This window comes from Caproiciproducens sp. (assembly GCF_053840905.1).
Window position 1 is genome coordinate 68,720 of the sequence record NZ_JBNLXQ010000001.1, and the last position, 22,357, is coordinate 91,076.

At 52.8% G+C, this 22,357-nt stretch carries 24 protein-coding genes; 9 read left to right on the forward strand and 15 right to left on the reverse strand.

What is annotated here, in order from left to right; all coding sequences use genetic code 11:
• Window positions 1–27 precede the first annotated feature (27 nt).
• Window positions 28–660: a uracil phosphoribosyltransferase gene (gene upp / locus ACQGQ5_RS00315; protein ID WP_455734669.1), complete on the forward strand. Its 633-nt coding sequence runs from the start codon at window positions 28–30 to the stop codon at window positions 658–660.
• Between the two features lie 93 nt (window positions 661–753).
• Here the strand turns inward: upp and ACQGQ5_RS00320 are convergent, their stop codons facing one another.
• The 4 genes from ACQGQ5_RS00320 to ACQGQ5_RS00335 form a co-directional block, all read right to left on the reverse strand.
• Window positions 754–1,323, reverse strand: coding sequence for a GNAT family N-acetyltransferase (locus ACQGQ5_RS00320; protein ID WP_455734670.1), 570 nt, complete (start codon window positions 1,321–1,323; stop codon window positions 754–756).
• Between the two features lie 39 nt (window positions 1,324–1,362).
• Window positions 1,363–2,655, reverse strand: coding sequence for an MFS transporter (locus ACQGQ5_RS00325; protein WP_455734671.1), 1,293 nt, complete (start codon window positions 2,653–2,655; stop codon window positions 1,363–1,365).
• Window positions 2,656–2,863: 208 nt separating this feature from the next.
• Window positions 2,864–3,799, reverse strand: coding sequence for a hypothetical protein (locus tag ACQGQ5_RS00330; protein ID WP_455734672.1), 936 nt, complete (start codon window positions 3,797–3,799; stop codon window positions 2,864–2,866).
• Window positions 3,800–3,815: 16 nt separating this feature from the next.
• Window positions 3,816–5,015, reverse strand: a complete 1,200-nt coding sequence (locus ACQGQ5_RS00335; RefSeq protein WP_455734673.1) for a tRNA(Met) cytidine acetate ligase — start codon at window positions 5,013–5,015, stop codon at window positions 3,816–3,818.
• 127 nt (window positions 5,016–5,142) lie between these two features.
• Between ACQGQ5_RS00335 and ACQGQ5_RS00340 the strand changes: the two genes are divergently transcribed.
• Window positions 5,143–6,396, forward strand: a complete 1,254-nt coding sequence (locus ACQGQ5_RS00340) for an acetate/propionate family kinase (protein ID WP_455734674.1) — start codon at window positions 5,143–5,145, stop codon at window positions 6,394–6,396.
• An 82-nt stretch (window positions 6,397–6,478) separates the two neighbouring features.
• Here ACQGQ5_RS00340 and ACQGQ5_RS00345 read toward each other — a convergent pair whose 3' ends face one another.
• The 11 genes from ACQGQ5_RS00345 to ACQGQ5_RS00395 form a co-directional block, all read right to left on the reverse strand.
• Window positions 6,479–7,093, reverse strand: coding sequence for a V-type ATP synthase subunit D (locus ACQGQ5_RS00345; RefSeq protein ID WP_455734675.1), 615 nt, complete (start codon window positions 7,091–7,093; stop codon window positions 6,479–6,481).
• Between the two features lie 22 nt (window positions 7,094–7,115).
• Window positions 7,116–8,531 carry a V-type ATP synthase subunit B gene (locus tag ACQGQ5_RS00350; RefSeq protein ID WP_455734676.1) on the reverse strand — a complete coding sequence of 472 codons (1,416 nt, stop codon included), beginning with the start codon at window positions 8,529–8,531 and terminating at the stop codon, window positions 7,116–7,118.
• Window positions 8,532–8,576: 45 nt separating this feature from the next.
• Window positions 8,577–10,337 (reverse strand): V-type ATP synthase subunit A, encoded by a 1,761-nt coding sequence (locus ACQGQ5_RS00355; RefSeq protein ID WP_455734677.1) that lies wholly within the window; start codon window positions 10,335–10,337, stop codon window positions 8,577–8,579.
• A 35-nt stretch (window positions 10,338–10,372) separates the two neighbouring features.
• On the reverse strand, window positions 10,373–10,969 hold the full coding sequence (locus ACQGQ5_RS00360) for a V-type ATP synthase subunit E (RefSeq protein ID WP_455734678.1): 597 nt from the start codon (window positions 10,967–10,969) through the stop codon (window positions 10,373–10,375).
• 18 nt (window positions 10,970–10,987) lie between these two features.
• Window positions 10,988–11,296 carry a V-type ATP synthase subunit F gene (locus tag ACQGQ5_RS00365; RefSeq protein ID WP_455734679.1) on the reverse strand — a complete coding sequence of 103 codons (309 nt, stop codon included), beginning with the start codon at window positions 11,294–11,296 and terminating at the stop codon, window positions 10,988–10,990.
• Window positions 11,297–11,323: 27 nt separating this feature from the next.
• Complete coding sequence (locus tag ACQGQ5_RS00370) at window positions 11,324–11,767, reverse strand: ATP synthase subunit C (RefSeq protein ID WP_455734680.1); 444 nt, start codon at window positions 11,765–11,767, stop codon at window positions 11,324–11,326.
• Between the two features lie 48 nt (window positions 11,768–11,815).
• On the reverse strand, window positions 11,816–13,717 hold the full coding sequence (locus ACQGQ5_RS00375; RefSeq protein ID WP_455734681.1) for a V-type ATP synthase subunit I: 1,902 nt from the start codon (window positions 13,715–13,717) through the stop codon (window positions 11,816–11,818).
• A gap of 45 nt (window positions 13,718–13,762) precedes the next feature.
• Window positions 13,763–14,833 carry a V0D/AC39 family V-type ATPase subunit gene (locus tag ACQGQ5_RS00380; RefSeq protein WP_455734682.1) on the reverse strand — a complete coding sequence of 357 codons (1,071 nt, stop codon included), beginning with the start codon at window positions 14,831–14,833 and terminating at the stop codon, window positions 13,763–13,765.
• Window positions 14,834–14,839: 6 nt separating this feature from the next.
• On the reverse strand, window positions 14,840–15,151 hold the full coding sequence (locus ACQGQ5_RS00385; protein ID WP_455734683.1) for a hypothetical protein: 312 nt from the start codon (window positions 15,149–15,151) through the stop codon (window positions 14,840–14,842).
• 208 nt (window positions 15,152–15,359) lie between these two features.
• Window positions 15,360–16,718, reverse strand: a complete 1,359-nt coding sequence (locus tag ACQGQ5_RS00390) for a DUF711 family protein (RefSeq protein WP_455734684.1) — start codon at window positions 16,716–16,718, stop codon at window positions 15,360–15,362.
• A 50-nt stretch (window positions 16,719–16,768) separates the two neighbouring features.
• A complete protein-coding gene (locus ACQGQ5_RS00395; protein WP_455734685.1) occupies window positions 16,769–17,038 on the reverse strand; it encodes an ACT domain-containing protein in 270 nt (89 codons plus the stop codon).
• Window positions 17,039–17,277: 239 nt separating this feature from the next.
• On the opposite strand from ACQGQ5_RS00395, the gene ACQGQ5_RS00400 reads away from it, so the two are divergent.
• From ACQGQ5_RS00400 to spoIIR, 7 genes are all read left to right on the forward strand, one after another.
• The gene (locus ACQGQ5_RS00400; RefSeq protein ID WP_455734686.1) at window positions 17,278–18,090 is read left to right on the forward strand and encodes a histidinol-phosphatase HisJ family protein; all 813 of its coding nucleotides are present in this window, start codon (window positions 17,278–17,280) and stop codon (window positions 18,088–18,090) included.
• Between the two features lie 29 nt (window positions 18,091–18,119).
• Window positions 18,120–18,605 (forward strand): Lrp/AsnC family transcriptional regulator, encoded by a 486-nt coding sequence (locus ACQGQ5_RS00405; RefSeq protein WP_444657905.1) that lies wholly within the window; start codon window positions 18,120–18,122, stop codon window positions 18,603–18,605.
• Complete coding sequence (locus ACQGQ5_RS00410) at window positions 18,568–19,767, forward strand: pyridoxal phosphate-dependent aminotransferase (protein WP_455734687.1); 1,200 nt, start codon at window positions 18,568–18,570, stop codon at window positions 19,765–19,767. Before ACQGQ5_RS00405 ends, ACQGQ5_RS00410 begins: the two co-directional genes overlap by 38 nt.
• A gap of 27 nt (window positions 19,768–19,794) precedes the next feature.
• On the forward strand, window positions 19,795–20,667 hold the full coding sequence (gene ispE, locus ACQGQ5_RS00415) for a 4-(cytidine 5'-diphospho)-2-C-methyl-D-erythritol kinase (RefSeq protein WP_455734688.1): 873 nt from the start codon (window positions 19,795–19,797) through the stop codon (window positions 20,665–20,667).
• A 2-nt stretch (window positions 20,668–20,669) separates the two neighbouring features.
• The gene (locus tag ACQGQ5_RS00420; protein WP_455734689.1) at window positions 20,670–21,179 is read left to right on the forward strand and encodes a GAF domain-containing protein; all 510 of its coding nucleotides are present in this window, start codon (window positions 20,670–20,672) and stop codon (window positions 21,177–21,179) included.
• Between the two features lie 24 nt (window positions 21,180–21,203).
• Window positions 21,204–21,545 (forward strand): arsenate reductase family protein, encoded by a 342-nt coding sequence (locus ACQGQ5_RS00425; RefSeq protein WP_455734690.1) that lies wholly within the window; start codon window positions 21,204–21,206, stop codon window positions 21,543–21,545.
• 105 nt (window positions 21,546–21,650) lie between these two features.
• Complete coding sequence (gene spoIIR, locus ACQGQ5_RS00430; protein ID WP_455734691.1) at window positions 21,651–22,253, forward strand: stage II sporulation protein R; 603 nt, start codon at window positions 21,651–21,653, stop codon at window positions 22,251–22,253.
• The last annotated feature ends 104 nt before the right edge of the window (window positions 22,254–22,357 follow it).

The following is a 22,357-nucleotide window of genomic DNA, read 5'->3' on the forward strand; positions in this document are numbered from 1 at the left end:
AAATACTAGACTATGGAGGCTGTCAACATGGATAAACAGGTATTTATTATGGATCATCCGCTGATTCAGCACAAGCTGACTTTTTTACGCGACAAAAACACGGGTTCCAAGGAATTCCGCGAGCTGGTCGGTGAAATCGGGATGCTGATGTGCTACGAGGCGACCCGCGACCTTCCTTTGGAGGACACGACGATCGAGACCCCCATGGGGAAAGCGAAAACAAAGGTGATCGCGGGAAGAAAGCTTGCGTTTGTTCCTATTTTAAGGGCGGGCCTGGGCATGGTGGACGGCGTACTGAAAATGGTTCCCGCCGCGAAGGTCGGCCATATCGGCCTTTACCGCGACCACGAGACGCTGCAGCCGGTGGAATACTACAGCAAGCTGCCGCAGGATATTGAAGAGCGCGACGTCATCGTGCTGGACCCGATGCTCGCCACCGGCGGCTCCGCGATCGACGCGGTCACCATCATCAAGCGCAGCAAGCCGAAGAGCATCCGCTTTATGTGCATTATCGCCGCTCCGGAAGGGGTAAAGGCGTTTACCGAAGCGCATCCCGACGTACAGCTTTTCTGTGCCGCCGTCGACGATCACCTGAACGACATCGGCTACATTGTGCCGGGTCTTGGCGACGCGGGCGACCGTATTTTCGGAACACTGTAAAAACAGAAGGAAGCGGGGGGCGGCCATTGGCCGTCCCCCGCTTGATCGTGTCGAAAAAATCAGCAGATATTGAGAAATGGGGCGTTTGTTTATTCAGTATTTAAGCCAGTCGTTCCTTGTTAGACTAAATAAGTAATCTTCATATAGTACTCCGTCAAGCTCATGATGTTCTCTTAAGTGTCCATCACAATGAAAATGAAGATGCTCAAGAAGATTTATTGATGATTTATTAAACTCTCCGGTTTGAGCATAAATTTTATTCATCGGTGTTTTAGTAAAAATGAAAGAATTTAATACAGATATACATCTTCGCATATATCCTCTTTTTTGATATTCTGACATTAACGAATATCCGATTTCTGAACTTCGATTACGACAATTAAAATCAGATAAGGTAATTTGTCCAATTGCTTTCTCCACGCTACCAGAATGATAAATTCCAAATATAAAAACATTCTGATTTTTTAAAACTGATTTGTAAAACTCTTTTTCTTCCTGGTCGTTTCTGCTACTAACAGGTCTGCAACTTTCGTTTATGAAATTATTTTTTCCTTGAAATTTCCAGATTAAAAATATATCATCTAAAGAAATTTGATGTAATATTAAATCGCTGTCAGATAATTTAATGTTTTGCGGTATAATATCATGCAATTTATAAATCATATATCATTTTCCTTAATGAAATAAATCTTAATTGTCTTTTCATAAATTGGCAGACTTAAATCTCTTTAGTCTCTGGTAAGACCAAATACAGAATACAGAGCCGAGTGTACCTGTGCAAAGAAACATAATCGCCATACCGTCGCCATCGCCGGTGCCTACCATAAATTGCAGGATATGTACCAGGGGTATATCCGTTTGCATAAGCGGTTCAAACACACGGTCTGCCAGAAATCCGCCAAGAAGAATGCCAGTTGGAATTGTGCTGAACTGAACCGCATTGCGCACCGAAAAAATACGGCCCTGTACTTTTGTAGGAACATCGCGGTACAGCAATAAACGCTGCCCTGCCATTATAAATGGGATTGGGACGCTGGCAGCCATACCGGCAATACACCAAACAAAGACATTTCGGCCAATACCCATCAACAAGTCACCGCAAAGGAAAGAGATCACGGCGCTCCAATATACCATTCTGATCGGGTCGCGTGTTCTTTCATCAAAAGATACTGCCAACCCTCCCGCAATACCGCCAATCCCTAATACCGCGCTGACGATGCTGAGAACCACGGCATTGTTACCGCTTCTTGCCAATAACATGGGGGAAAGGATATTTTCATAAGTCAGACGCGAGAAAAAGTTCATCACGGCCATTGTCGTAATGAGATATAAAAGAATCGTATGCTGCCTCAGAAAATGAAAACCGTCTTTTATGCCGGACAGAGATAAAACCGCTGCGCTTTGTCCATGTTCGGATTCCGGGTCCGGTATGCTGATATACAGCAGCAATACCGATGACGCGAACAGAAAGGATACAAAGTCCACTAAAAATACGGCGCCCAGACCAATGTTTCCATAGACCGCTACCGCAAAGGCAGGGGAAACAACGGTAACCAGATTTTCCGAAAATGAGTCCATTCCGCTGGCTTTCGCTTGCTTGTCCGCAGGAACTAACAGACCGATTGTTACTGATTCGGCAGGAGCCTGAAGGGCGTTCATCATACCTATAACAAAATTGATAACATAAAGATACCACAGCTGCAGTTCACTGCATCGCCACAGGAAAAAGGCAATCAGGGTACAGATTGCTGCAATAGAATCCGACAGGAGCATAATTCCCTTTTTTCCATGTCTGTCGATCGCTGAACCGCAAAAAAGGCTTACCAACACATAAGAAACATAATAGCAAAACGTAAGCAGGGAAACCGACATTGCAGTATGTGTCTTAGAATATGCCCATATTGTGAGAGCATAGCCGGACATGGCACTGCCCATCTGCGAAACGGACTGCGTTGCCCAGAATAAAATAAACGTACGGAAATGATTATTTTTCATTGGAATTCTCCTTATAGACCAGACATTTTTGAAAGTATCTATAAGCACAAAATCCAATGCGGGCGATATTTGGTTCATCCTCTGTACAATTGCCCCGACATTAGATCTTGTACAGAGGGAAAGCACTCATGAGAGTAAGCATATGGCAAAGCAAAAAACCAACTCCTATAAACCACTTCGCGCATAGCGCTGCTATTTTAAACAGGGTTTATTTGAAATTCGCGCAGAATTTTTCGATTGCGTCCTCGTCGGCCGGGTCCTCCGGGAAAGGCTGTTTGATCAGCGAAAGATTTTCCACGTGTCGGATTCCCTCGCCCGGTTCCAGACCGTACAGCGGACTCAGCGATTCCATTTCGATAAAATCGCCGCACGCGTACGTCTCATAGGAGCAGCCGTAATCTGGGTACGCCGCCTGAGCGGTGTGAAGGTAACGCTTTACCAGCGTGTATTCTCCGCAGGTGTACGACGCCCAGCCCGACGTATTGTTAACGCCCAGCTTCAGCGCGTCGGGCTTGCCCGCGTCGTGCCGGATCGTAATAAACCGGTTGCCCACCGACAGACGTTTGTCCCGGATATCGGAATACGGCCAAAGCGTGAGAAGCCGGTTGGGGAGCAGCGAGCTGCCGGTGTCCCTGTTCATCGGGATCACCTCCACGCCGCCGCCCTTCACCATGGTCAGCGCCCACAGCGCGCAGCTCCGTTTTTCCTTCGAGCAGTTTTTCGCGCTGTGCACCACCATGATATCCGTGGTACCCTCGGTCATGATCACCTCAAAGCTCAGCTGAACGTCGTTGCGCTTCTGGCGCGGGGGTGTAAAACTGACGCCCTCCGGCAGAATGCCGTATACGACCGGCTCGTTGTCCGGATAATACGTTTCAGGCATCTTTTCGGGACTGAGCCATACGCGGTGACCGCCGTAATGGTAAAAAGCCGCGTCCTTGCCGTAGCGTTCCGACATGCTTTCGCCGCTGATATCATTGCGGCGTTCCAGATCGTTGTAAAGAATATTTTCTTCGCCGATATAGCCGAAACGGACGATACGCGGCCCGAACTCAATGGTTACGACAACGTCGATCAGGCCGTTATCCAGCCTCAGGCATTTTCCGTAGTTCTCATATTCCGTTTCCTTAATTTCAATAGACAAGAGAAGACACATCCTTTCAGTCAAAAGACGAAATAGAAATAATACCCGTTGTCCTGTCGAGCCCGCAGGGCGCGATTTTCGGCGTACACAGCGAATAAAGGTCTGTTGCTCTGTTTTCTAATTCAAGCATATTTTTCCCATTTTTGTCAAGAGAAAATATGTCCGACGAATTGGTGACGACCGGCAGGGCCGCCCGTCCTTTCATGGAATGCAGAATTTCCGTGCCGCGCCGATTGAACCCGAGGATGCGCAGATAGGGAGGACCCCCCGCGCTCATGGAAGCGTCCAGCCCCAGAAAAGCGGAAAGAATAATCCGCCGGATTCTGGCGTGCGTATATCTTTTGGACTTGATCAGGCGGTATGCTTCCTCCAGACCGCCGGCTTTGCGCACCGCGGCGTAAACCCGGTTCTCCAGCCCTTCGCTGATGTCGGGAAGGGCGGCGAACCGGTCGGGGCCCATCGTCCTCAGCTTTGCCAGAACGGCCCGCTCGATGAGGGCAAGATCGGCGGGAGCGTTTCCGGCTTTGATTTCCCGCCTTGCCGTTTCCGCGCAGGAAAGAGGCATCAGCGGGGAAAAATCTTTTCCGGAGCGCATCATTCTCCGTATCTGTGAGGCGGAGGCCACGGATCCCTCCGCGTCGTGCGCGTCGTGCGCGGCGCCCACGCGCCTGACTGTAAACGGCCGGATGCCGGAATTCAGCCTGCGCAGAGCCTTCAGGTATTCTATGCCTAAAATATTGTTTGGCTCGCTTAAAAGTTCCGCGGTTTCTTCGTCGAACAGGTTGGCGACCGCGTTTTGCCTTGCCTTTGCAAAGGTTGCGCCGCTTTTCAGCTCGGAACGGATTCTTTCCCGCAGCTCCCCGGAGCCGAGCGCCCGCTCCGCTTTGTATAAATCCTCTGTGCTGCCGCATTCGCTGCCGAAGCTCAGCAGACCGACTCCCATCGCGTCCAGCAGCGCCACGCCGCCGTAAGCGAACTTTTCCGCTCCCGCAAGCGCCCAGGGAAGCGGCAGCTCCACGACAAGGTCGACGCCGTTTTCCAGCGCCTGCCTTGTCCGCGCCCATTTGGAAAGGATCGCCGGTTCGCCGCGCTGTACAAAGTTGCCGCTCATGACCGCCGCAACGTGGGTGGCTCCCGCTTTGCGGGTTTCCGAAACCAGCGCGGCGTGTCCGTTATGGAACGGATTGTATTCAGAAACGATTCCGGCCACAAGCATTTTATGACAAACTCCTTGATTTTCCTTGAATTTAGCAGTTCGATGTACTATTATTATAATATACAGTATTCTCTCGGCGGATTCAATAGCCGCTCAGGTATCTGAAAGCATTTTAGGAGGAAAAAGCATGAAGATTTTGGTAATAAACGCAGGAAGCTCTTCGCTCAAATATCAGCTGATTGATATGGAAACCGAGGGGATGCTTGCAAAGGGGAACTGCGAGCGTATTGGAATAGAAGGCGGAACGTTTACGCATAAGACTGCGGACGGCCGCAAGAAGGACTTGCAGATTACCATGTCCGATCATAAAGAGGCATTTAAGCTTGTTACGGCAGCTTTAACGGATAAAGAGGTCGGCGTTATCAAAAACCTGTCAGAGGTTACGGCAATCGGCCACCGCGTTGCTCAGGGCGGCGCCATTTTCAGCAAATCCCTGTTTATCAATGAAGATGTGATCGAAGGGATCAAGGGTCTGATTCCGCTGGCTCCGCTGCACAACGGCCCCGAGCTTCAGGGAATCCTCGCCTGCCGCGAGGTCTTTGGAAAAGACGTGCCGGAATGCGTCGTCTTTGACACCTCCTTCCATTCCACCATGCCCCCGAAAGCTTACATGTTTGCCATTCCTTACGAATATTATGAAAAATATAAAATCCGCCGTTACGGCTTCCACGGCACGTCCCACCGCTATGTCAGCAATCACTGCGCGCATCTGATGCACCAGCCGATCGAGGATATCAACATGGTTACCTGCCATATCGGCAACGGTTCCTCCATTGCGGCCATCAAGGGCGGCAATGTTGTCGATACCAGCATGGGCCTTACGCCGCTGGACGGCTTTATGATGGGTACCCGCTCCGGCTCGCTTGATCCGTCGGTCGTGACCTTCATTATGGAGAAAGAAAATCTTACTCCCGAACAGATGGATGAAATCCTGAACAAGAAATCCGGCCTGCTCGGCATCAGCGGACACAGCGACGACCGCGACGTCACCAAAGCGGAAATCGAGGGCGATCCCAGAGCTATTCTTGCCCACGAAATGCTTTCTTATCAGATTATCAAATATATCGGCTCCTATGCGGCCGCCATGAACGGCCTTGACTGCATCGTTTTCACAGCCGGTCTCGGTGAAAATCAGGCGCACCTGCGTTACGCGGTCTGCCGCGGCCTGAAATTCTTCGGCGTGAAGATCGACCCGGTTCTGAACGACAAAATGGTTTCCGGGCGCGAGGGCAAAATTTCCACCTATGATTCCAAGGTCGCCGTTTATGTCATTCCGACCAATGAAGAGCTTGTCATTGCGCGCGATACCAAGGAGATTGTCGAGAAGCTCAACTACGCTTCCACAGAGGACAAGACGGTCGTCGACCCTGAAGATATCTGATAAAATCAGCGGATAGTCCCCCGGCATAGTCGGGGGAGTTCGCATGACAAAAAAGGATACATCCCGCGGGATGCATCCTTTTTTATTTGCTGGATTTCTGCCTTTTAATCACCTTCAGACGGGAAAATTCTTCCCTGTCCTTTTCCTCCAGCGCTTCGGTAATAAACTTTACGGTTTCCTCAAACCGGGGAATCATAATATTTTTCAGCGCGTTGGCCCGCTTCTGGGTCTTTTTGATTGCGTCCGCCAGCCGGTAAACGCTGTTTTCCACCTCCGCCAGCTCTGCGGTCAGCCGCTTTACTTCGTTGAATTTCATATAGGCGTTGTCAAGCATGATATTGGTGGAATTCAGCCCGAACGGAATCGGCGCGCACACCGTATCGATCGAAACCATGGGAATCTCCACCCCCATGACGCTTCTGTAGGCCACGTTCAGGTTGTTGTCGAGCGGTACCGTGCGGGACAGCTCGTTGCAGATGCCCAGCGTGATGTTTGCTCTCTGCAGCGCGGCGTAAGCTTCGTCGTAAGTATCGTCAATGACGCTCTGGATTTTTGCGGCCCGCTCGATCAGAGACATCATTTCACGGATCAGAATGTTGCGTTTACGGTCCAGAAGATCAAAGCCGGTGCGCGAAAGCGCAAGGGTCTTTTTGGTAGCGAGCAGATTGCCTTTTGTGGGGACGATCTGGTTGCTCAATGCGGCTCACCTCCTTTTGGGATTACTCCTCCGGGGTTTCCTGTCCGGGTTTCTCAGGTTCCCGGGCTTTGCTGTAGTATTTATCGAGAATCTCGTCGTCCACACGGTCCAGCTCCCCGCGCGGCAGCGTGGAAAGCAGCTTCCAGCCCAGGTCAAGGCTCTGGTCGATCGTGCGGTTTTCATTGAAGCCCTGGTTGACGAACTGGGATTCGAACAGCTTGCCGAATTCGATGTATTTCTTATCGACAGGCGAAAGCTCTTCTTCGCCGATAACCGACGCGAGGGAACGGGCGTCCATCACCTTCGCGTAGGACGCGAAAAGCTGGTTGGAGAGCGCGGAGTGATCCTCGCGCGTGTAGCCCGCTCCGATTCCGTCCTTCATCAGGCGGGAAAGGGAGGGCAGTACGGAAACCGGGGGATAGAAGCCGGAGCTGTCGAGCGAACGGTCCAGAACGATCTGCCCCTCGGTAATATAGCCGGTCAGGTCGGGGACAGGGTGGGTCACGTCGTCGTTCGGCATGGTCAGAATCGGAATCTGTGTGACGGAGCCTTTCTTGCCGCGGATCATTCCGGCCCGTTCGTAAAGGGAAGCGAGGTCGGAGTACAGGTAGCCCGGGAATCCCTTTCTGCCCGGGATTTCGCCCTTGGAGGAGCTGAATTCACGCAGCGCCTCGGCATAGGAGGTCATATCCGTCATAATGACGAGGATGTGCATCCCCAGCTCAAAGGCAAGGTATTCGGCCACCGTCAGCGCGCAGCGCGGGGTCAGGATTCTTTCAATGATCGGGTCGTTTGCAAGGTTCAGAAACATAACGACCTTCTGCAGTACGCCGGACTCGTCAAACGAGCGGCGAAAGTATTCGGCAACGTCGTTTTTTACGCCCATGGCGGCGAAAACAATCGCGAAATTGCTGCCGCTGTCGTCGCTGATCTTCGACTGTCTCGCGATCTGGACGGCGAGCTCGTTGTGCTTCATGCCGGAGCCGGAAAAAATCGGGAGCTTCTGGCCGCGGATCAGCGTCATCAGGGTGTCTATGGTAGAAATGCCGGTGTTGATGTAGTTTTTCGGGTATTCTCTGGAGACCGGGTTGATCGGCGTCCCGTTGATATTGGCCTTTTTCAAAGGGAATATTTCGCCGAGCCCGTCGATCGGGCGGCCGGAGCCGTTGAACACGCGGCCCAGAATTTCCGGGGAAAGCGGCATCTCCATCGGATGCCCCATCAGCCGCGTGCTGGTATTGTCAAGGGAAATTCCGCGGGTGCCTTCAAACACCTGAATCACAACGCGGCTGCCTTCCATCTGAACAATTCTTCCCCGACGCAGCGTGCCGTCGTTCAGACGGATATCAACGACCTCTTCAAACGAGGCGTTTGCGACATCGTCCAGAACGATCAGAGAGCCGTTAATTTCCTGTAAGCCAATATAATCAAGAATCATGGCGTAACCACCTTCTTAGGTAAAATTAGGAGTTCCATCCGCGCGTCAGGAAGCGAGAATCGCGGAGAGAGTCCGGTCTATTTCTTTTATATAGTCGTCGAACATCTCCGGCTTGTTGTTGGGAATGTCGTATTTCATCTTGACCAGCTTGTCGAACAGCCCGGACTGCACAATGCCGGAGATCGGCACAGACGCAGACACAAGCTGCTTTGCCTTTTTATAGAGATACAGGATCACTTTCATCATCAGCTTCTGCTTTTCAAGGGGAACAAAGGTATCTTCCGCGTGGAAAGCGTTCTGCTGCAGGAAACCGACTCTGATAATTCTGGCGATCTCTATGATCAGCTTCTGGTCGTCGGGCAGAACGTCCGAGCCGATCAGCTTGACAATTTCCATCAGCTGGTTTTCTTCCTGCAGGATTTTATTGATCTCTTTGCGGTATTTGATAAAGTCTTCGCCCAAATGCTCCGCGTACCACGGATCCAGATCGGTGAAATATTCACTGTAGCTTTGGGTCCAGTTGATGGCCGGGTAATGCCTTGCGTAAGCAAGGGCTTTGTCCAGCGCCCAGAAGCAGCGGGTAAAACGTTTTGTGTTCTGTGTGACAGGCTCGGAAAAGTCGGAGCCCTGCGGGGAAACGGCACCAATAATGGTAATGGAGCCGTCGGTGCTGTTCAGGTTTTTGACCATGCCTGCGCGCTCGTAGAATTCGGAAAGGCGGCTGGGCAGGTAAGCCGGGAAGCCTTCCTCGGCGGGCATTTCCTCCAACCGGCCGGATATCTCGCGGAGAGCTTCCGCCCAGCGGGAAGTGGAGTCCGCCATGATGGCAACATGATAGCCCATGTCGCGGTAGTATTCGGCCAGCGTGATTCCCGTGTAAATGGAAGCCTCGCGCGCCGCGACGGGCATGTTGCTGGTGTTGGCGATCAGTACGGTCCGGTCGGTCATCGGCCTGCCGGATTTCGGGTCGGTCAGTTCCGAAAACTCATCCAGAACCTGGCTCATTTCATTGCCGCGCTCGCCGCAGCCGACGTAAATAATGATATCGGCGTCGCACCATTTGGCGAGCTGATGCTGCGTCATGGTCTTTCCGGTGCCGAAACCGCCCGGAATCGCCGCCGTGCCTCCCTTTGAAATGGGGAAGAGGGTGTCTATGACACGCTGGCCGGTAATCAGCGGCACTTTTGTCTGCAGGCGCTCGGTCACCGGGCGCGGCACGCGGATCGGCCAGCGCTGGCAGAGGGAAAGCCGGTGTGTCTCCCCGTGCTCGTCCAGCAGTTCCACAACGGGGTCGGTCACTTTGTATCTGCCGTCCGCGCCTGCCTTTGTGACCACGCCGGAAAGCAGCGGGGGCACCATGCACTTATGCTTGATGATGGTTGTTTCCGGGCACTCCGCGTAAACGTCGCCGCCCTTTAACCGGTCGCCCTCTCTCACGGTGACCGTAACGTCCCAAAGCCGGCTCTCATCCAGAGGGGACACGTTGCTTCCGCGGGCGATAAACGCGCCGGACTGTTCCGCAATCTTTTTCAGCGGACGCTCGATTCCATCAAAAATATTGTCGATGATGCCAGGGCCGAGCGTAACGTTCATGGGACTGCCGGTACCGGAAACAGGCTCTCCGGGCCTCAGCCCCGTAGTTTCTTCATAGACCTGAATGGTAATCCATTTATTTGTAATGCCGATTACTTCGCCGACCAGGCGTTCGTTCCCGACATATACCATTTCCATCATGGAAAAGCTGCGCGAGTCCTTTACGGTTACGACGGAACCGTTTATTCCGAATATTACGTCATGATTCTCCATCTCATTCATCTCCGTTATAACAATTGGGTACCGGCTCAGACGACAGCCATCCCCGAGTTTTCTGCAAACCACTCGCGCTGGTCCTCCAACATGGAATCGAGCGTTATGTCCGCGGCAATGCCCATCCGGGAATTGTAGGCGCGGATCCCGCCGATATGAATGTCGGGGCTGATCTTGAAAGTACAGTCTTTTCCAAAAGCTTCTTTTATCAGCTCCTGGCAGGTTTCGTCTTCTTTTTTAATGCAAAGGACAGTGCCGGGTTCCGTGAAGGTCCCGGAAAGCTCGGCCGCGAATTTTTTCAGCAGAGAGACGTAATCGCTTTTCTGCGTAAATTCCGTCAGCGCGTTTTTGGCGCGCTCGAAAACCTTCGCGGTGATTTTCCGGCGCTGGGCCAGAAGCCCCTTCCGGCCTTCCATTTCACGCTGGGCCAATTCACGGGAAATTCCGTTGCGCATTTCCGCCATTTCCTTCTGGATCAGGCGGTACGCTTCGGTCAGCACCTCCACCTCGGCTTCATCCAGCTCTTTTTGTTTGAATTCCGCCACTTCCCGCTCAATCTTTTCACGCTGTTCTTCCGCATAGTGATTGATGGCAAGGTAGAATTTATTCATTTTATCATCGTTGACAGCCATGATTGAATCCCCCGTTCCTTAAATTTTCAGCCCGATGGCCTCACGGACATAACGGGTAATCGAATCCTTCGTACGGCCGTTGCCGTGTCTGTCCGGAATTTCCAGAATCAGCGGGCGCTTTTGGTTGAGCTTTAAATCATAAATCAGGTCGGGGCAAAGGGAAAGAAGGTTTTCCGTTATCAGAATAACGGCCACGTCTTCCATCTCCATGGCCTCCTTCAGTGCCTTCTGCACCTCGGCGGTCTCATGAACCACCACGCCGTCGATCCCGGCCAGACGCAGCCCAACCTGCGTATCCACATTGTCGCTTATCAGATAAAAGCGCATAGGCAATGCACCTCAGCTTTCGATCAGTTAAACCTTGTTCAGGATCAGAATGGAAATCAGCAGGCCGTAAAGAGCGATGCCTTCGCCCAAAGCCACGAAGATCAGCGCTTTGCCGAACGCCTTCGGGTCTTCGCTGGTCGCGCCGATAGCGGCGGGTGCCGCCGCGGCGACGGCAATCCCGCCGCCGATGCCCGCAAGTCCGGTAACGAGGGCGGCCGCAATCAGGCCAAGGCCGTTGGAAGCTGCCGGAGCCGCCGTATCAGAGGTGGTTGTCGCGGCGGGAGTTTCGGAAGCAGTGGCGGCGGAAGCCACGACGGGAATCGCGAAGGTAAGGACACAAACAGCCATGAAGGCCAAAAGCTGCGTCGCTACGGCGCTGCGTACTTTTTTCCCGTTCTTAACGGAACGGACGGAAAGGATTACCGAAGCAATTAAAAACAATACAGGTAAGCAAATTAATACGAAGTTCATGATAATACCTCCATCAAATATCTGATATATGGTTATCGGCAAAAAGCATTACTGCTCCCTACGAACAACAACGGGATTGAACGGGCGGCCTCCGCCGTCGAAGAAACGGCTGAACATCTCGTAGAATTCAAGCCTCAGTACCTGAATCCCCACAAGCAGGCCCTCCAGGGCCATAACGAACACATTGCCGATTATTACGACCAGAATATATCCGATGCCGCCGGACATTTCGGCCAGCGTAAACACCACCAGCATCATACCGGCGTGGACCAGCACAAAAGCGCCTACGCGCAGAAAGCTCATGGTGTTGGTCGCAAAGCTCAGCAGGAATTCAAACACCTCGAAAAAGTTCTGCATGATGAAATCGCCCCATTTTTCGGGCTTCCAGTCCGGTCTGCGCTCCACGAAACCGCCGAGCACCTCGCGGAAGAACATCACGGCGATCGGCAGGATGATGAAGCAGACGACATAGGAAGGGGTGACGATCTGCCAGCCGAACAGCATCTGTCCGCCGAAACCGAGTACCAGCGACGTATAGAAAATGAAACCGGCGACCCCGTTGGGGCCGAACAGGGCGTTCTCATAGTGTTTTCTCTTCAGGGAAGAGTAAATGTTGATTAAGATCGCCAGCATGACCAGAACCACGCCGATTCCCACCGCAGAATAGATGATCGTGTTGGTGGTGGCGGGCTTCATCACTTCCACCGGTTTTTCGGCAAAGCCGAGCGCGCGGTACACCGGGTCGAGCGCGTTCTCAAAGCCGAATACCGAACCGAAGATCAGCCCGAAAACAGCGGAAGAAAAGCCGCAGGGAATCAGGATTCTGCCCAGCTTCATCTGCTTCTTTTTCCACATGTACCAGCCCACCAGGGAAACGCAGAGCCCCTGGCCAACGTCGCCGAACATGATGCCGAACAGCAGGAAATAGGTAATGGCGACAAACGGGGTCGGGTCGACCTCGTCGTAACACGGAAGCCCGTACATGTCGACAAAGAATTCAAAGGGGCGGAATATCTTCTTGTTTTCCAGCTCTACGGGCGGGGAGTGCAGCAGCTCCTCCTCGGCTCCCTCAAAGGTGTAATTCAGGGACTCCACCTTGTCGAGCTCTTTTTTGAAACGGTTTTCCTGATTTGCCGGAATCCAGCCGGTCAGGATAAAATTATCGTTGTAGCGGGCGGCATAACGCCGGATCCCGAAATAGACGGACTGCTCGGTCAGCCAGGAATAAACCTTCCGGCACATCGTTTTTTCCTTTTTCCAAAGCGCTTCAAACTGTTCGTCGATACGCTTGAGGCGCTCTGTTTCCGCATCGCGTTTTTTGCGGAGCGTTTCCACACCCGATTCCGGGCTGCCGGTCAGTTCCGCCAGGCGCGTCCTTTCAAAATAGAGGCTGGAAAAGATCCGGTCGACCTCGCTGACCACATCGATGGGCGAAAAATAAACCCCCCAGTAATGAGTCGCATCGCTCGTGGACGGAAAAAAGATAATGTATGGATTTTGTTTATAAGAATTCAGTTTTTCATAGCTTTCCTTCGGAAGAGAGCCGAACCGAACCTTAATGTACTTGCAGGCGTGAATCTGGTCCAGGTCCAGTTCAAGGCCTACGAAATGACTGATTTTTTCTATTTCCCCGGTGTAATTCTGAATTTTGAGCTGGGCGTCCGCACGCTCCTTCTGCAGCTGGCTGAAAGAGGACGATATATAGTCAACGTAATCGTTCATCTCTTCGCGGCTCATCTTGATTCCGGAAACCTCGGCGGCGCTCAGAAGGGCAAGCTTCTTTTTGGAACCCGCCATGGCGTCGGTAAGCTCCTGCAGGGGCTCGGAGTAAGGATTTTCTTCATTCAACGGAGAAAAATCGGAAGTGTCGGAGTAAAAGGACAGCGCGTTGTCCGGATGAAACACACACGATTTTCCGCACAGCGCGGTGGCTTGATCCAAGTCGTCCATTCTTCCTATAATACTGATTACTTTTACTTTTAAAACGGCCAAATATCAATCACTCCTTTCATTGAAATGATAGACCACAAGCAATTTCACAATCTCTTCAGGGGGCAATTTGTATCTGATTCCCTCGACAATCGTAATGATGTCCCTGACTTCCGCTTCCATAATAAAGGTATACGCGATCATCACGACCGACGGATGAGTGGAAAAATGAATATCGTGCCGGGACGTCTTATATTTGACAAGGTTTACAAGGTTCAGGGATTTGTCAATATCTTCGGAGTCTATCTTGAGGACGCGTTTGCCGATTTTGGTTTTGCCCATCGTTTCTTTGACCCCGGTTTCATCGGCGGCTTCAATCATTTCGTTCATCCAGCGTTTGTTTATATTGCCGAACGGCAAAAGCGAGCTGCGGATAAAATCCGGGCCTACCTTGTAAAAACGCTTTAAACGGATCATGCGGACGTAGTTGTCCAAACCGATGTAAGTGTTGAAGATCCACCGAAGCTGCTTGGCGGTTTCCCCCCGGGTATACTTGTCGATGACTTCAAACACATTCTGATAGAGATAGGTGTAAAGAGCGTTTTCAATTCCGGTATAATTGATCGGAATTCCTTTGACGGGCTTGAAGCCCTCCAGAATCTTCCGGTATGGCGTGTGGCTGAGCGCGCCGAGCAGGTCGTCGTAGCTTTTGACCTGGCTGAGCGCCGTCAGGTTCATGTGCGTGTGCCGGGTCAGATACATCGGCAAAGAAAACAGGTAATCCTCCGGCGTGCCGGCTTCCAGTAAAAGCATGCTGTGAAGAATCTGCTCGATTTCGCTGCGCGTAATCGGATACCGGGAAAAATGGTCGCCGACGGATATTTCGTATCTGCACAGGGAAGCGTAATCCTCGAAAAGCTTCTGCTTCAGTCTGGCCTCCAGCTGGCCGCGGTGGACGCTGTTTTGGTCGACCCCCGCGAGCGCCTTGCCGTACGCCGTCCGCGTTTTCAGGTAATTGGCGACTTCCCCCACGCTCTGACAGGCCATCAATTCCCTGTAGTTCTGTTTTGTAAGGCGTCTTCCGTACATGGCGCGCGCCTTTGACAGAACCACGTTGGAAGAAAAGGTGGAAAGCATTTTTTATCACTCTCCTAATACGCGGGCGACGATTGCATTGACCCAAGTGTCGCCGTTTTTGGCGTAAAGGTCGTCAAGCTTTGAAGAAAGCTCGGCGATCTTCTTTTTTTTCTCGTTCCATTCGGCCTCGGCGGCCGCGCGTTCGCCCGGTTCGTTCAGTGCAATCCGCTTTCTGGCCCTTTCCAGATAATCGTTTCGGATCTGCTCCCGTTTTCCCGCGACTTCCTTTTCGGAACTGACCTTCTCCCGCTGGGCCGCGTCCGTGATCTCTCTGGCCTGACGGTCCATTTCGACAATCTGTTTAATCAAATCCTGCATTTGACCGCGCCTCCTCGTGGCGAAATAAACAATTTATTTCAAAATATTTGTAGACATATTACATACTCGGTGATAATTCATTATAGTCCTGTTGAAATGCTTTTACAATATGCAATCATACGCAAGGAGAAGCATTATTTTTTTATAAAACTATACATTGTGTTGAAAGGAGCAAAAAGCAAAACGCCCTGATTCCCGTGCTTTCGACCTAATTTTTAAGGCTCTGCATCGGCGCGGGGATTCTTCCGCCGCGCTCTATAAATTTCAAAGGGGAGTACCGGTTGACTTCCATCACGGGACCTCCGCCCAGAAGGCCGCCGAAATTCAGCTCTTCTCCGGCCTTTTTCCCGATCGCCGGAATAATGCGCACGGCGGTGGTCTTCGAGTTGACCATACCGATCGCGGCTTCATCCGCAATAATGGCGGAGAGGATTTCCGCGGGCGTGTCGCCCGGGACCGCAATCATGTCCAATCCTACGGAGCACACGGCGGTCATCGCTTCCAGCTTGACGATGTTCAGCGCGCCGCACCGTGCGGCGTGAATCATACCCGCGTCCTCCGTTACCGGGATAAACGCGCCGGACAGCCCGCCTACATGGGAGGACGCCATCACGCCGCCTTTTTTGACGGCGTCGTTCAGAAGGGCGAGAGCGGCGGTCGTGCCGTGCGCGCCGCAGCACTCAAGGCCCATTTCCTCCAGAATATACGCCACGGAATCGCCCACGGCCGGAGTCGGCGCGAGGGAAAGGTCGACGATGCCGAACGGAACGTACAGCCTGCGGGAAGCCTCCTGCGCCACCAGCTGACCCATGCGCGTGATTTTAAACGCCGTTTTCTTAACGATATCCGCTACCGCCGTAATGTCGCAGTCGCCGGCCTTTGCCAGCGCCGCGCGGACGACGCCGGGGCCGGAAACGCCCACGTTGATCACGCAGTCCGGCTCGCCAGCCCCGTGGAAGGCGCCCGCCATAAACGGATTGTCCTCCGGCGCGTTGCAGAAAACGACCAGCTTGGCCGCGCCGATGCAGTCCCGGTCGGCGGTGGCCTGTGCCAGCTCCCGGATAATTTTGCCCATTTTGGCCACGGCGTCCATGTTGATGCCCGCCTTGGTGGTTCCGATGTTGACGGAGGAGCAGACGAATTCCGTCTCGCTCAGCGCTTCCGGAATGCTCTTGATGAGGGCGTAGTCGCCGGGCGCGAACCCCTTGTGAACCAGCGCGGAATAACCGCCGATGAAGTTGACGCCGGTCGATCTGGCGGCGCGGTCAAGGGCTTTGGCAAAATGCACCGGGTTGTTGCCGGGGCACGCGGCCGCGATCATCGCGATGGGGGTGACGGCGATTCTTTTGTGAATGATCGGAATGCCGTATTCTTTGCTGATATCTTCGCCGGTTTTCACCAGATTACCCGCGTAACGGCAAATTTTATCGTAGATTTTATCGCAGGCTTTATCGATGTCCGAATCGACGCAGTCCAAAAGGGAAATCCCCATTGTAATGGTGCGCACGTCCAGATTCTCATTGTCAATCATGTTGATGGTTTCCAGTATGTCGTGGGAGTTGACCATTGCTTGTCCTCAGACCCTTCTTTTATAATATAGGTATTTTAAGATAGGCTTTATATCTGGTGCATGGAGTTGAAGATATCCTCGTGCATGACGTGGATGGTCAGGTTCATATCGCTGCCGATTGCCGTGAGCTTGTCCGAAAGCTCGTTGAAAGGGATGGTGGATTTTGAAATATCGACCATCATGATCATGGCGAACAGGTCCTGTAAAATAGATTGTGTCACTTCTACCACGTTTACGCCGTTGTCGGCGCAGATCGTAGAAACCCGGGCAAGGATGCCCACCATATCTTTGCCTATGACCGTAATTACCGCACGCATAGTTACTACCTCCAGATGAATATTGTTAGGAAAAAACTTACACTTCATTATGAACGACATTTGAATTCTTGTCAATAGAAGGCGTGGGGCCCGCCGCGTAGTCAATCTGTTCAAACATAAGCCCTTTTATCGGGTGCAAAAATATGGATGATTGACCTATAAATATACGGCGTTTTATGATATTATGTTATATTAATAAGATGATTTGAGGCAATTTGTTTTTTATCGGAGGGAAATTTATGAAATATCATTATATATCGGACAGCCACATCCATTCCGACTGTTCCCGCGACGCCAACGACCCGACCATGATGATGTGCGAAAGCGCGGTGCGGCTCGGGCTTTATTCCGTCACCATGACGGACCATTGCGAATGCAACGTCTACCGGGAGGAAGAGTACGACAGAAGCATCCGGCAGTCTTACTTTGAAGCGCGCAAGGCGGGCGCCGTTTTTCACAGCCGCCTGCATGTTTTTGCCGGAGTGGAGCTCGGCCAGCCCGTGCAGGACGCTTCCGCCGCGGACGACGTTCTCGGCTCCTGCGATTTCGATTTTGTGCTTGCTTCCGTCCACAGCGTTAAAAACAGCGTGGATTTTTATGATTTGGATTACGAACATGCGGATATCGACGATGCCCTGGAACGGTACTTTGACGAGCTTCTGGAAGTGATCGAATGGGGCAAATTCGATTCTCTCGCTCACCTGACCTATCCCTGGCGGTATATTGTCGGCGAGCACAACATCAAAATCGACAATCAAAAATTTGAGGGAAGAGTAGACGAGGTGCTGAGAGCGCTGATCCTGAAGCACAGGGCGCTGGAGATCAACACTTCGGGGCTCCGCCAGAAAATCGGCACGACCCTGCCGGATCTGCCGGTGCTGGCCCGCTACCGTGAGCTGGGCGGCAAGCTGATCACCATCGGTTCGGACGCGCACCGCTGGGCCGACGTGGGGGGCGGGGTGGAAAAGGGACTCAGCCTTCTGCTCGCCGCGGGCTTCCATCATTTTACCGTTTACCAGCATCATATACCTAAATTTTTACCGATATCTTAAATTCATGAAAAATTTTGGGAGGAATTATTATGGACCGTTTACTGAATCTTCTGGATGAAAACGCACGCCTGAGCACCGAACAGCTGGCCGTTATGCTGGACAAAACCCCGGACGAGGTCGCCGACGCGATCGCCGATTACGAAAAGCAGGGGGTGATCAGGGGCTATAAGGCGCTCATCAACTGGGAAAAGATCGATGAGAATAAAGCAAGCGCGCTGATCGAGCTGCGCGTATCGCCGAAGCGCGACCGCGGCTTTGACGAAATTGCCAACCGCATTATGCAGTTTGACGAGGTGGAAAGCGTTTACCTGATGTCCGGCGGCTATGATCTGGCGGTCAAGGTGCACGGCAAAAGCATGCAGGAAATCGCCATGTTCGTCATGCGCCGCCTGTCCACGCTCGACTCCGTCCTTTCCACAGCCACCCACTTTATCCTGACCCGTTACAAAGACGGCGGCGTCATCCTCAACTCCGAGGATGAGAAGGACGAGAGAAGGAGTGTTCTGTGTGATTGACTACCAGTCCGTGCTCAATGAGGAAATCAAGCAGTTGAAGCCGTCCGGAATCCGCCGCTTCTTCGATATTGCAAACGAGATGGAGAACGTGATCTCCCTCTCCATCGGGGAACCCGATTTTTCCACGCCCTGGCATGTCCGCCAGGAGGGAATCAAATCGCTGGAGGACGGCAAGACGTGGTATTCGCCGAACCGCGGATTTATCGAGCTGAGGGAAGAAATCTGCCGGTGGCTGAAGCGCCGCTATCATATTGAATATGAGGCAAAGACGGACGTCGTCGTGACGGTGGGCGGCAGCGAGGCGATCGATCTCTGTATCCGCTGCCTGATCAACCCCGGCGAGGAAGTGCTGATCCCCGAACCGAGCTTTGTCTGCTACCGTCCGCTGACGGAAATGGCGGGCGGCGTGCCGGTCACGATCGAAACGAAGCAGGAGGACCGATTCCGCCTGACCGCGAAAGCGCTGCGGGAGAAGATCACGCCGAAAACGAAGCTGCTGATTCTTCCGTTCCCCAACAACCCGACCGGCGCGGTCATGCGCCGCAAAAACCTGGAGGAGATCGCCGAGGTCGTCAGGGAAAACGACCTGCTGGTGCTTTCGGACGAAATTTACAGCGAGCTTACCTACGGCGATACCCGCCACGTTTCTTTCGCCGCGATCGAGGGAATGAAGGAACGCACCGTTGTCGTGAACGGTTTTTCCAAAGCGTTCGCCATGACCGGCTGGCGTCTGGGCTATGCCGTCGGGCCGAAGGAAATCATCGGGCAGATGACGAAGCTTCACCAGTACGGCATCATGAGCGCCCCTACTATGGCGCAGTACGCCGCGATCGAAGCTATGAAAAACGGCGACGGCGATATTGACGAAATGCGGGAACAGTACGACATGCGCCGCCGGCTGATCGTGGACGGCTTCAATTCCATGGGGCTGACCTGCTTTGAGCCGGAAGGGGCCTTCTATGTATTCCCCTGCATTAAAAGTACGGGAATGACCTCTCAGGATTTCTGCGAAAAGCTGATTTACGCGGAGCATGTAGCGGTTGTTCCGGGCGGCGCCTTCGGCAGCTGCGGGGAAGAGTATGTGCGCGTGTCCTATTCGTACTCCATTAAGCATATTACGGAAGCGATGTCGCGGATCGGCCATTTCCTGAAGAATTTATAAGTAAGGCCGGAAGAGGAGAACAAAAGGATGCCTTTCACAGTCAAAGCAAACGCGAAGATCAACCTGACGCTGGACATTACCGGGAAACGCGAGGACGGCTATCATCTTCTGCGCATGGTGATGCAGTCCGTCACCCTTTGCGATACCCTTACGCTCCGTACGGAAGGAAAGGGGATCCGCCTTTTCTGTGACCGGAGTGAAATTCCCTGTAATGAAGCCAATACCGTTTATAAAGCCGCGTCGGCCTTTTTTGCTTACACCGGCATCAACCCGAACCTGACGGTACATATCGATAAGGCGATTCCGTCCCAGGCCGGTCTGGGCGGCGGAAGCGCCGACGCTGCCGCCGTGCTGCTTGCGCTGAATCAAATATACGGCGCCGGTTTACCGGAGCAAACGCTCTGTGAAATCGGGCTGAAAATCGGCGCGGACGTTCCGTTCTGCATTGTCGGCGGGACCGCGCTTGCCGAAGGGATCGGGGAAAAGCTGACGGCTTTGCCCGCCCTGCCCCCGTGCCGTATTGTGATCTGTAAGCCACCGGCGGGGGTCGACACCAAAAAGGCCTATGCGCTGGCGGACGCCACCTCGAAAAAAGAGAGCGGTTTTTCCGCCGCCGTGCTCGACGCGGTCCGGAAAGGGGACCTCAGGGCGGTCGCGCGGAATCTTGGCAACGAGTTTGAACAGGTGATGCACCTTGCCGAAGCGGCTCATATCAAAAACGCGATGATTCGGCACGGCGCGCTCGGCGCATGTATGACCGGAAGCGGCTCGGCCGTCTTCGGTATTTTTGAAGAGGACGGAAAGGCGTTGTCCTGCCAATCGGCGCTGAAGGACGTTTATCCCGAAGCCTTCGTCTGTGAGCCGGCGTCCTCCGGCTGTCTGCTTCAATGGGAGGATTGACGATGGAGCAAACGGAATCTCTTTATCCGAAAGATCAAAAAGAAATGTACACGCTTTTAAAGGCGCAGATGAAGGCGGTTCTGGAGGGGGAGCGCCACGTCGTCCCCAATCTGGCGAACGCTTCCGCCCTGCTTAACGGCGCGCTGCAGAATATCAACTGGGCGGGCTTTTACCTGAAGCATCGGGAGGAGCTGCTGCTCGGGCCGTTTCAGGGAAAGCTTGCCTGTGTGCATATCGCGTTCGGGAAAGGTGTCTGCGGCGCCGCGTACAGCCGCGGGGAAACCGTGCTGGTGAAGGACGTCCATCGGTTCCCGGGGCACATTGCCTGTGACTGCGCTTCCAATTCCGAAATCGTCGTTCCTCTGTTCAGCCGTCGGCAGGCCGTCGGCGTGCTGGACATCGACAGTCCGCTGTTTGCCCGCTTCAACGAAACGGATGCCCGCGAGCTGGAAGAGCTCGCCCGGATCATTGAAAATTCGTGCGACTGGACCGAACTGCCCGGTTTGCAGTGAACGCAGGAGCGGAAAGGAGAGAAATTGAATATTCAGATATTCGGAAAGCCGAAATGCTTTGATACCAAAAAGGCGGAACGCTATTTTAAGGAACGCAAAATAAAATACCAGAGCATCGACGTCGCGAAATACGGCATGAGCAGGGGAGAGTTCAACAGTGTCAAGTCGGCTGTCGGCGGCCTTGAGAAGCTGATTGACGGGGATTCAAAGGATGACGACGCTGTGCTCCTTCGGTACCTCGCGGGGGACCAGGCCAAAGAGGAAAAGCTTCTCGCAAATCCGCGGCTTCTGAAAACGCCCATCGTCCGCAACGGAAAACAGGCGACTGTGGGTTATCAGCCCGAAACATGGAAAACGTGGGAGTGATTTTGTCCCATCATTAATACAATATTAAGACCACAACGAATAAAAGCGGTTTTTTGTGTCAATAATTCCCTTGCAACATAAACGACAGAAAGGGACTTACTTAACATGAAACTGTTTGAAAAATCGCTTTGTCTGGCACTGATCTTAACCGTGCTGTTTTCCTTCACCGGCTTTGCCGCCGGCTGTGAAGATATACCGAACCATGTACTTCGACTGCACGTCCTCGCAAATTCCGACTCCGAATCGGATCAGGCGCTGAAGCTGAAGGTGCGCGACCGGATTCTTACCGAGAGCAAAGGCCTGATGGACAACGTCAAAAATAAAGCCGAGGCACAGGAAGCCGTTCGCTCCGCCATTCCACAGCTGAAAGCGGCGGCGGAGGACGAAGTCAAAAAGCAGGGCTTTGATTATCCCGTCAATGTGGAAATGGTCCACATGTATTTTACCACCAGAGAGTACCGGACGGTGACTCTCCCGGCGGGGGACTATGATTCCCTGCGCGTGACCATCGGGAAGGCCGCGGGCCGCAACTGGTGGTGCGTCATTTTCCCGCCGATGTGCCTGCCCGCCGCCGAGGAACCCAGGGAGCTGGGCGACGTGCTCAACGCGAACCAGCTTGGAATCGTAGAGGGCAAAGGCGAATTTGAAGTAAAATTCAAATCGGTGGAACTTTATGAACAGCTGAAAAATTACCTCGAAAAGAAATAGAATATTTTTTTACAGCATTTCCACTTGCTTATGCAAATGTGTTCGTATTCCCCCCGCCAAAGGCGGGGGGAATACGTCTTGTTTCGCACATTAAAATGGAATTG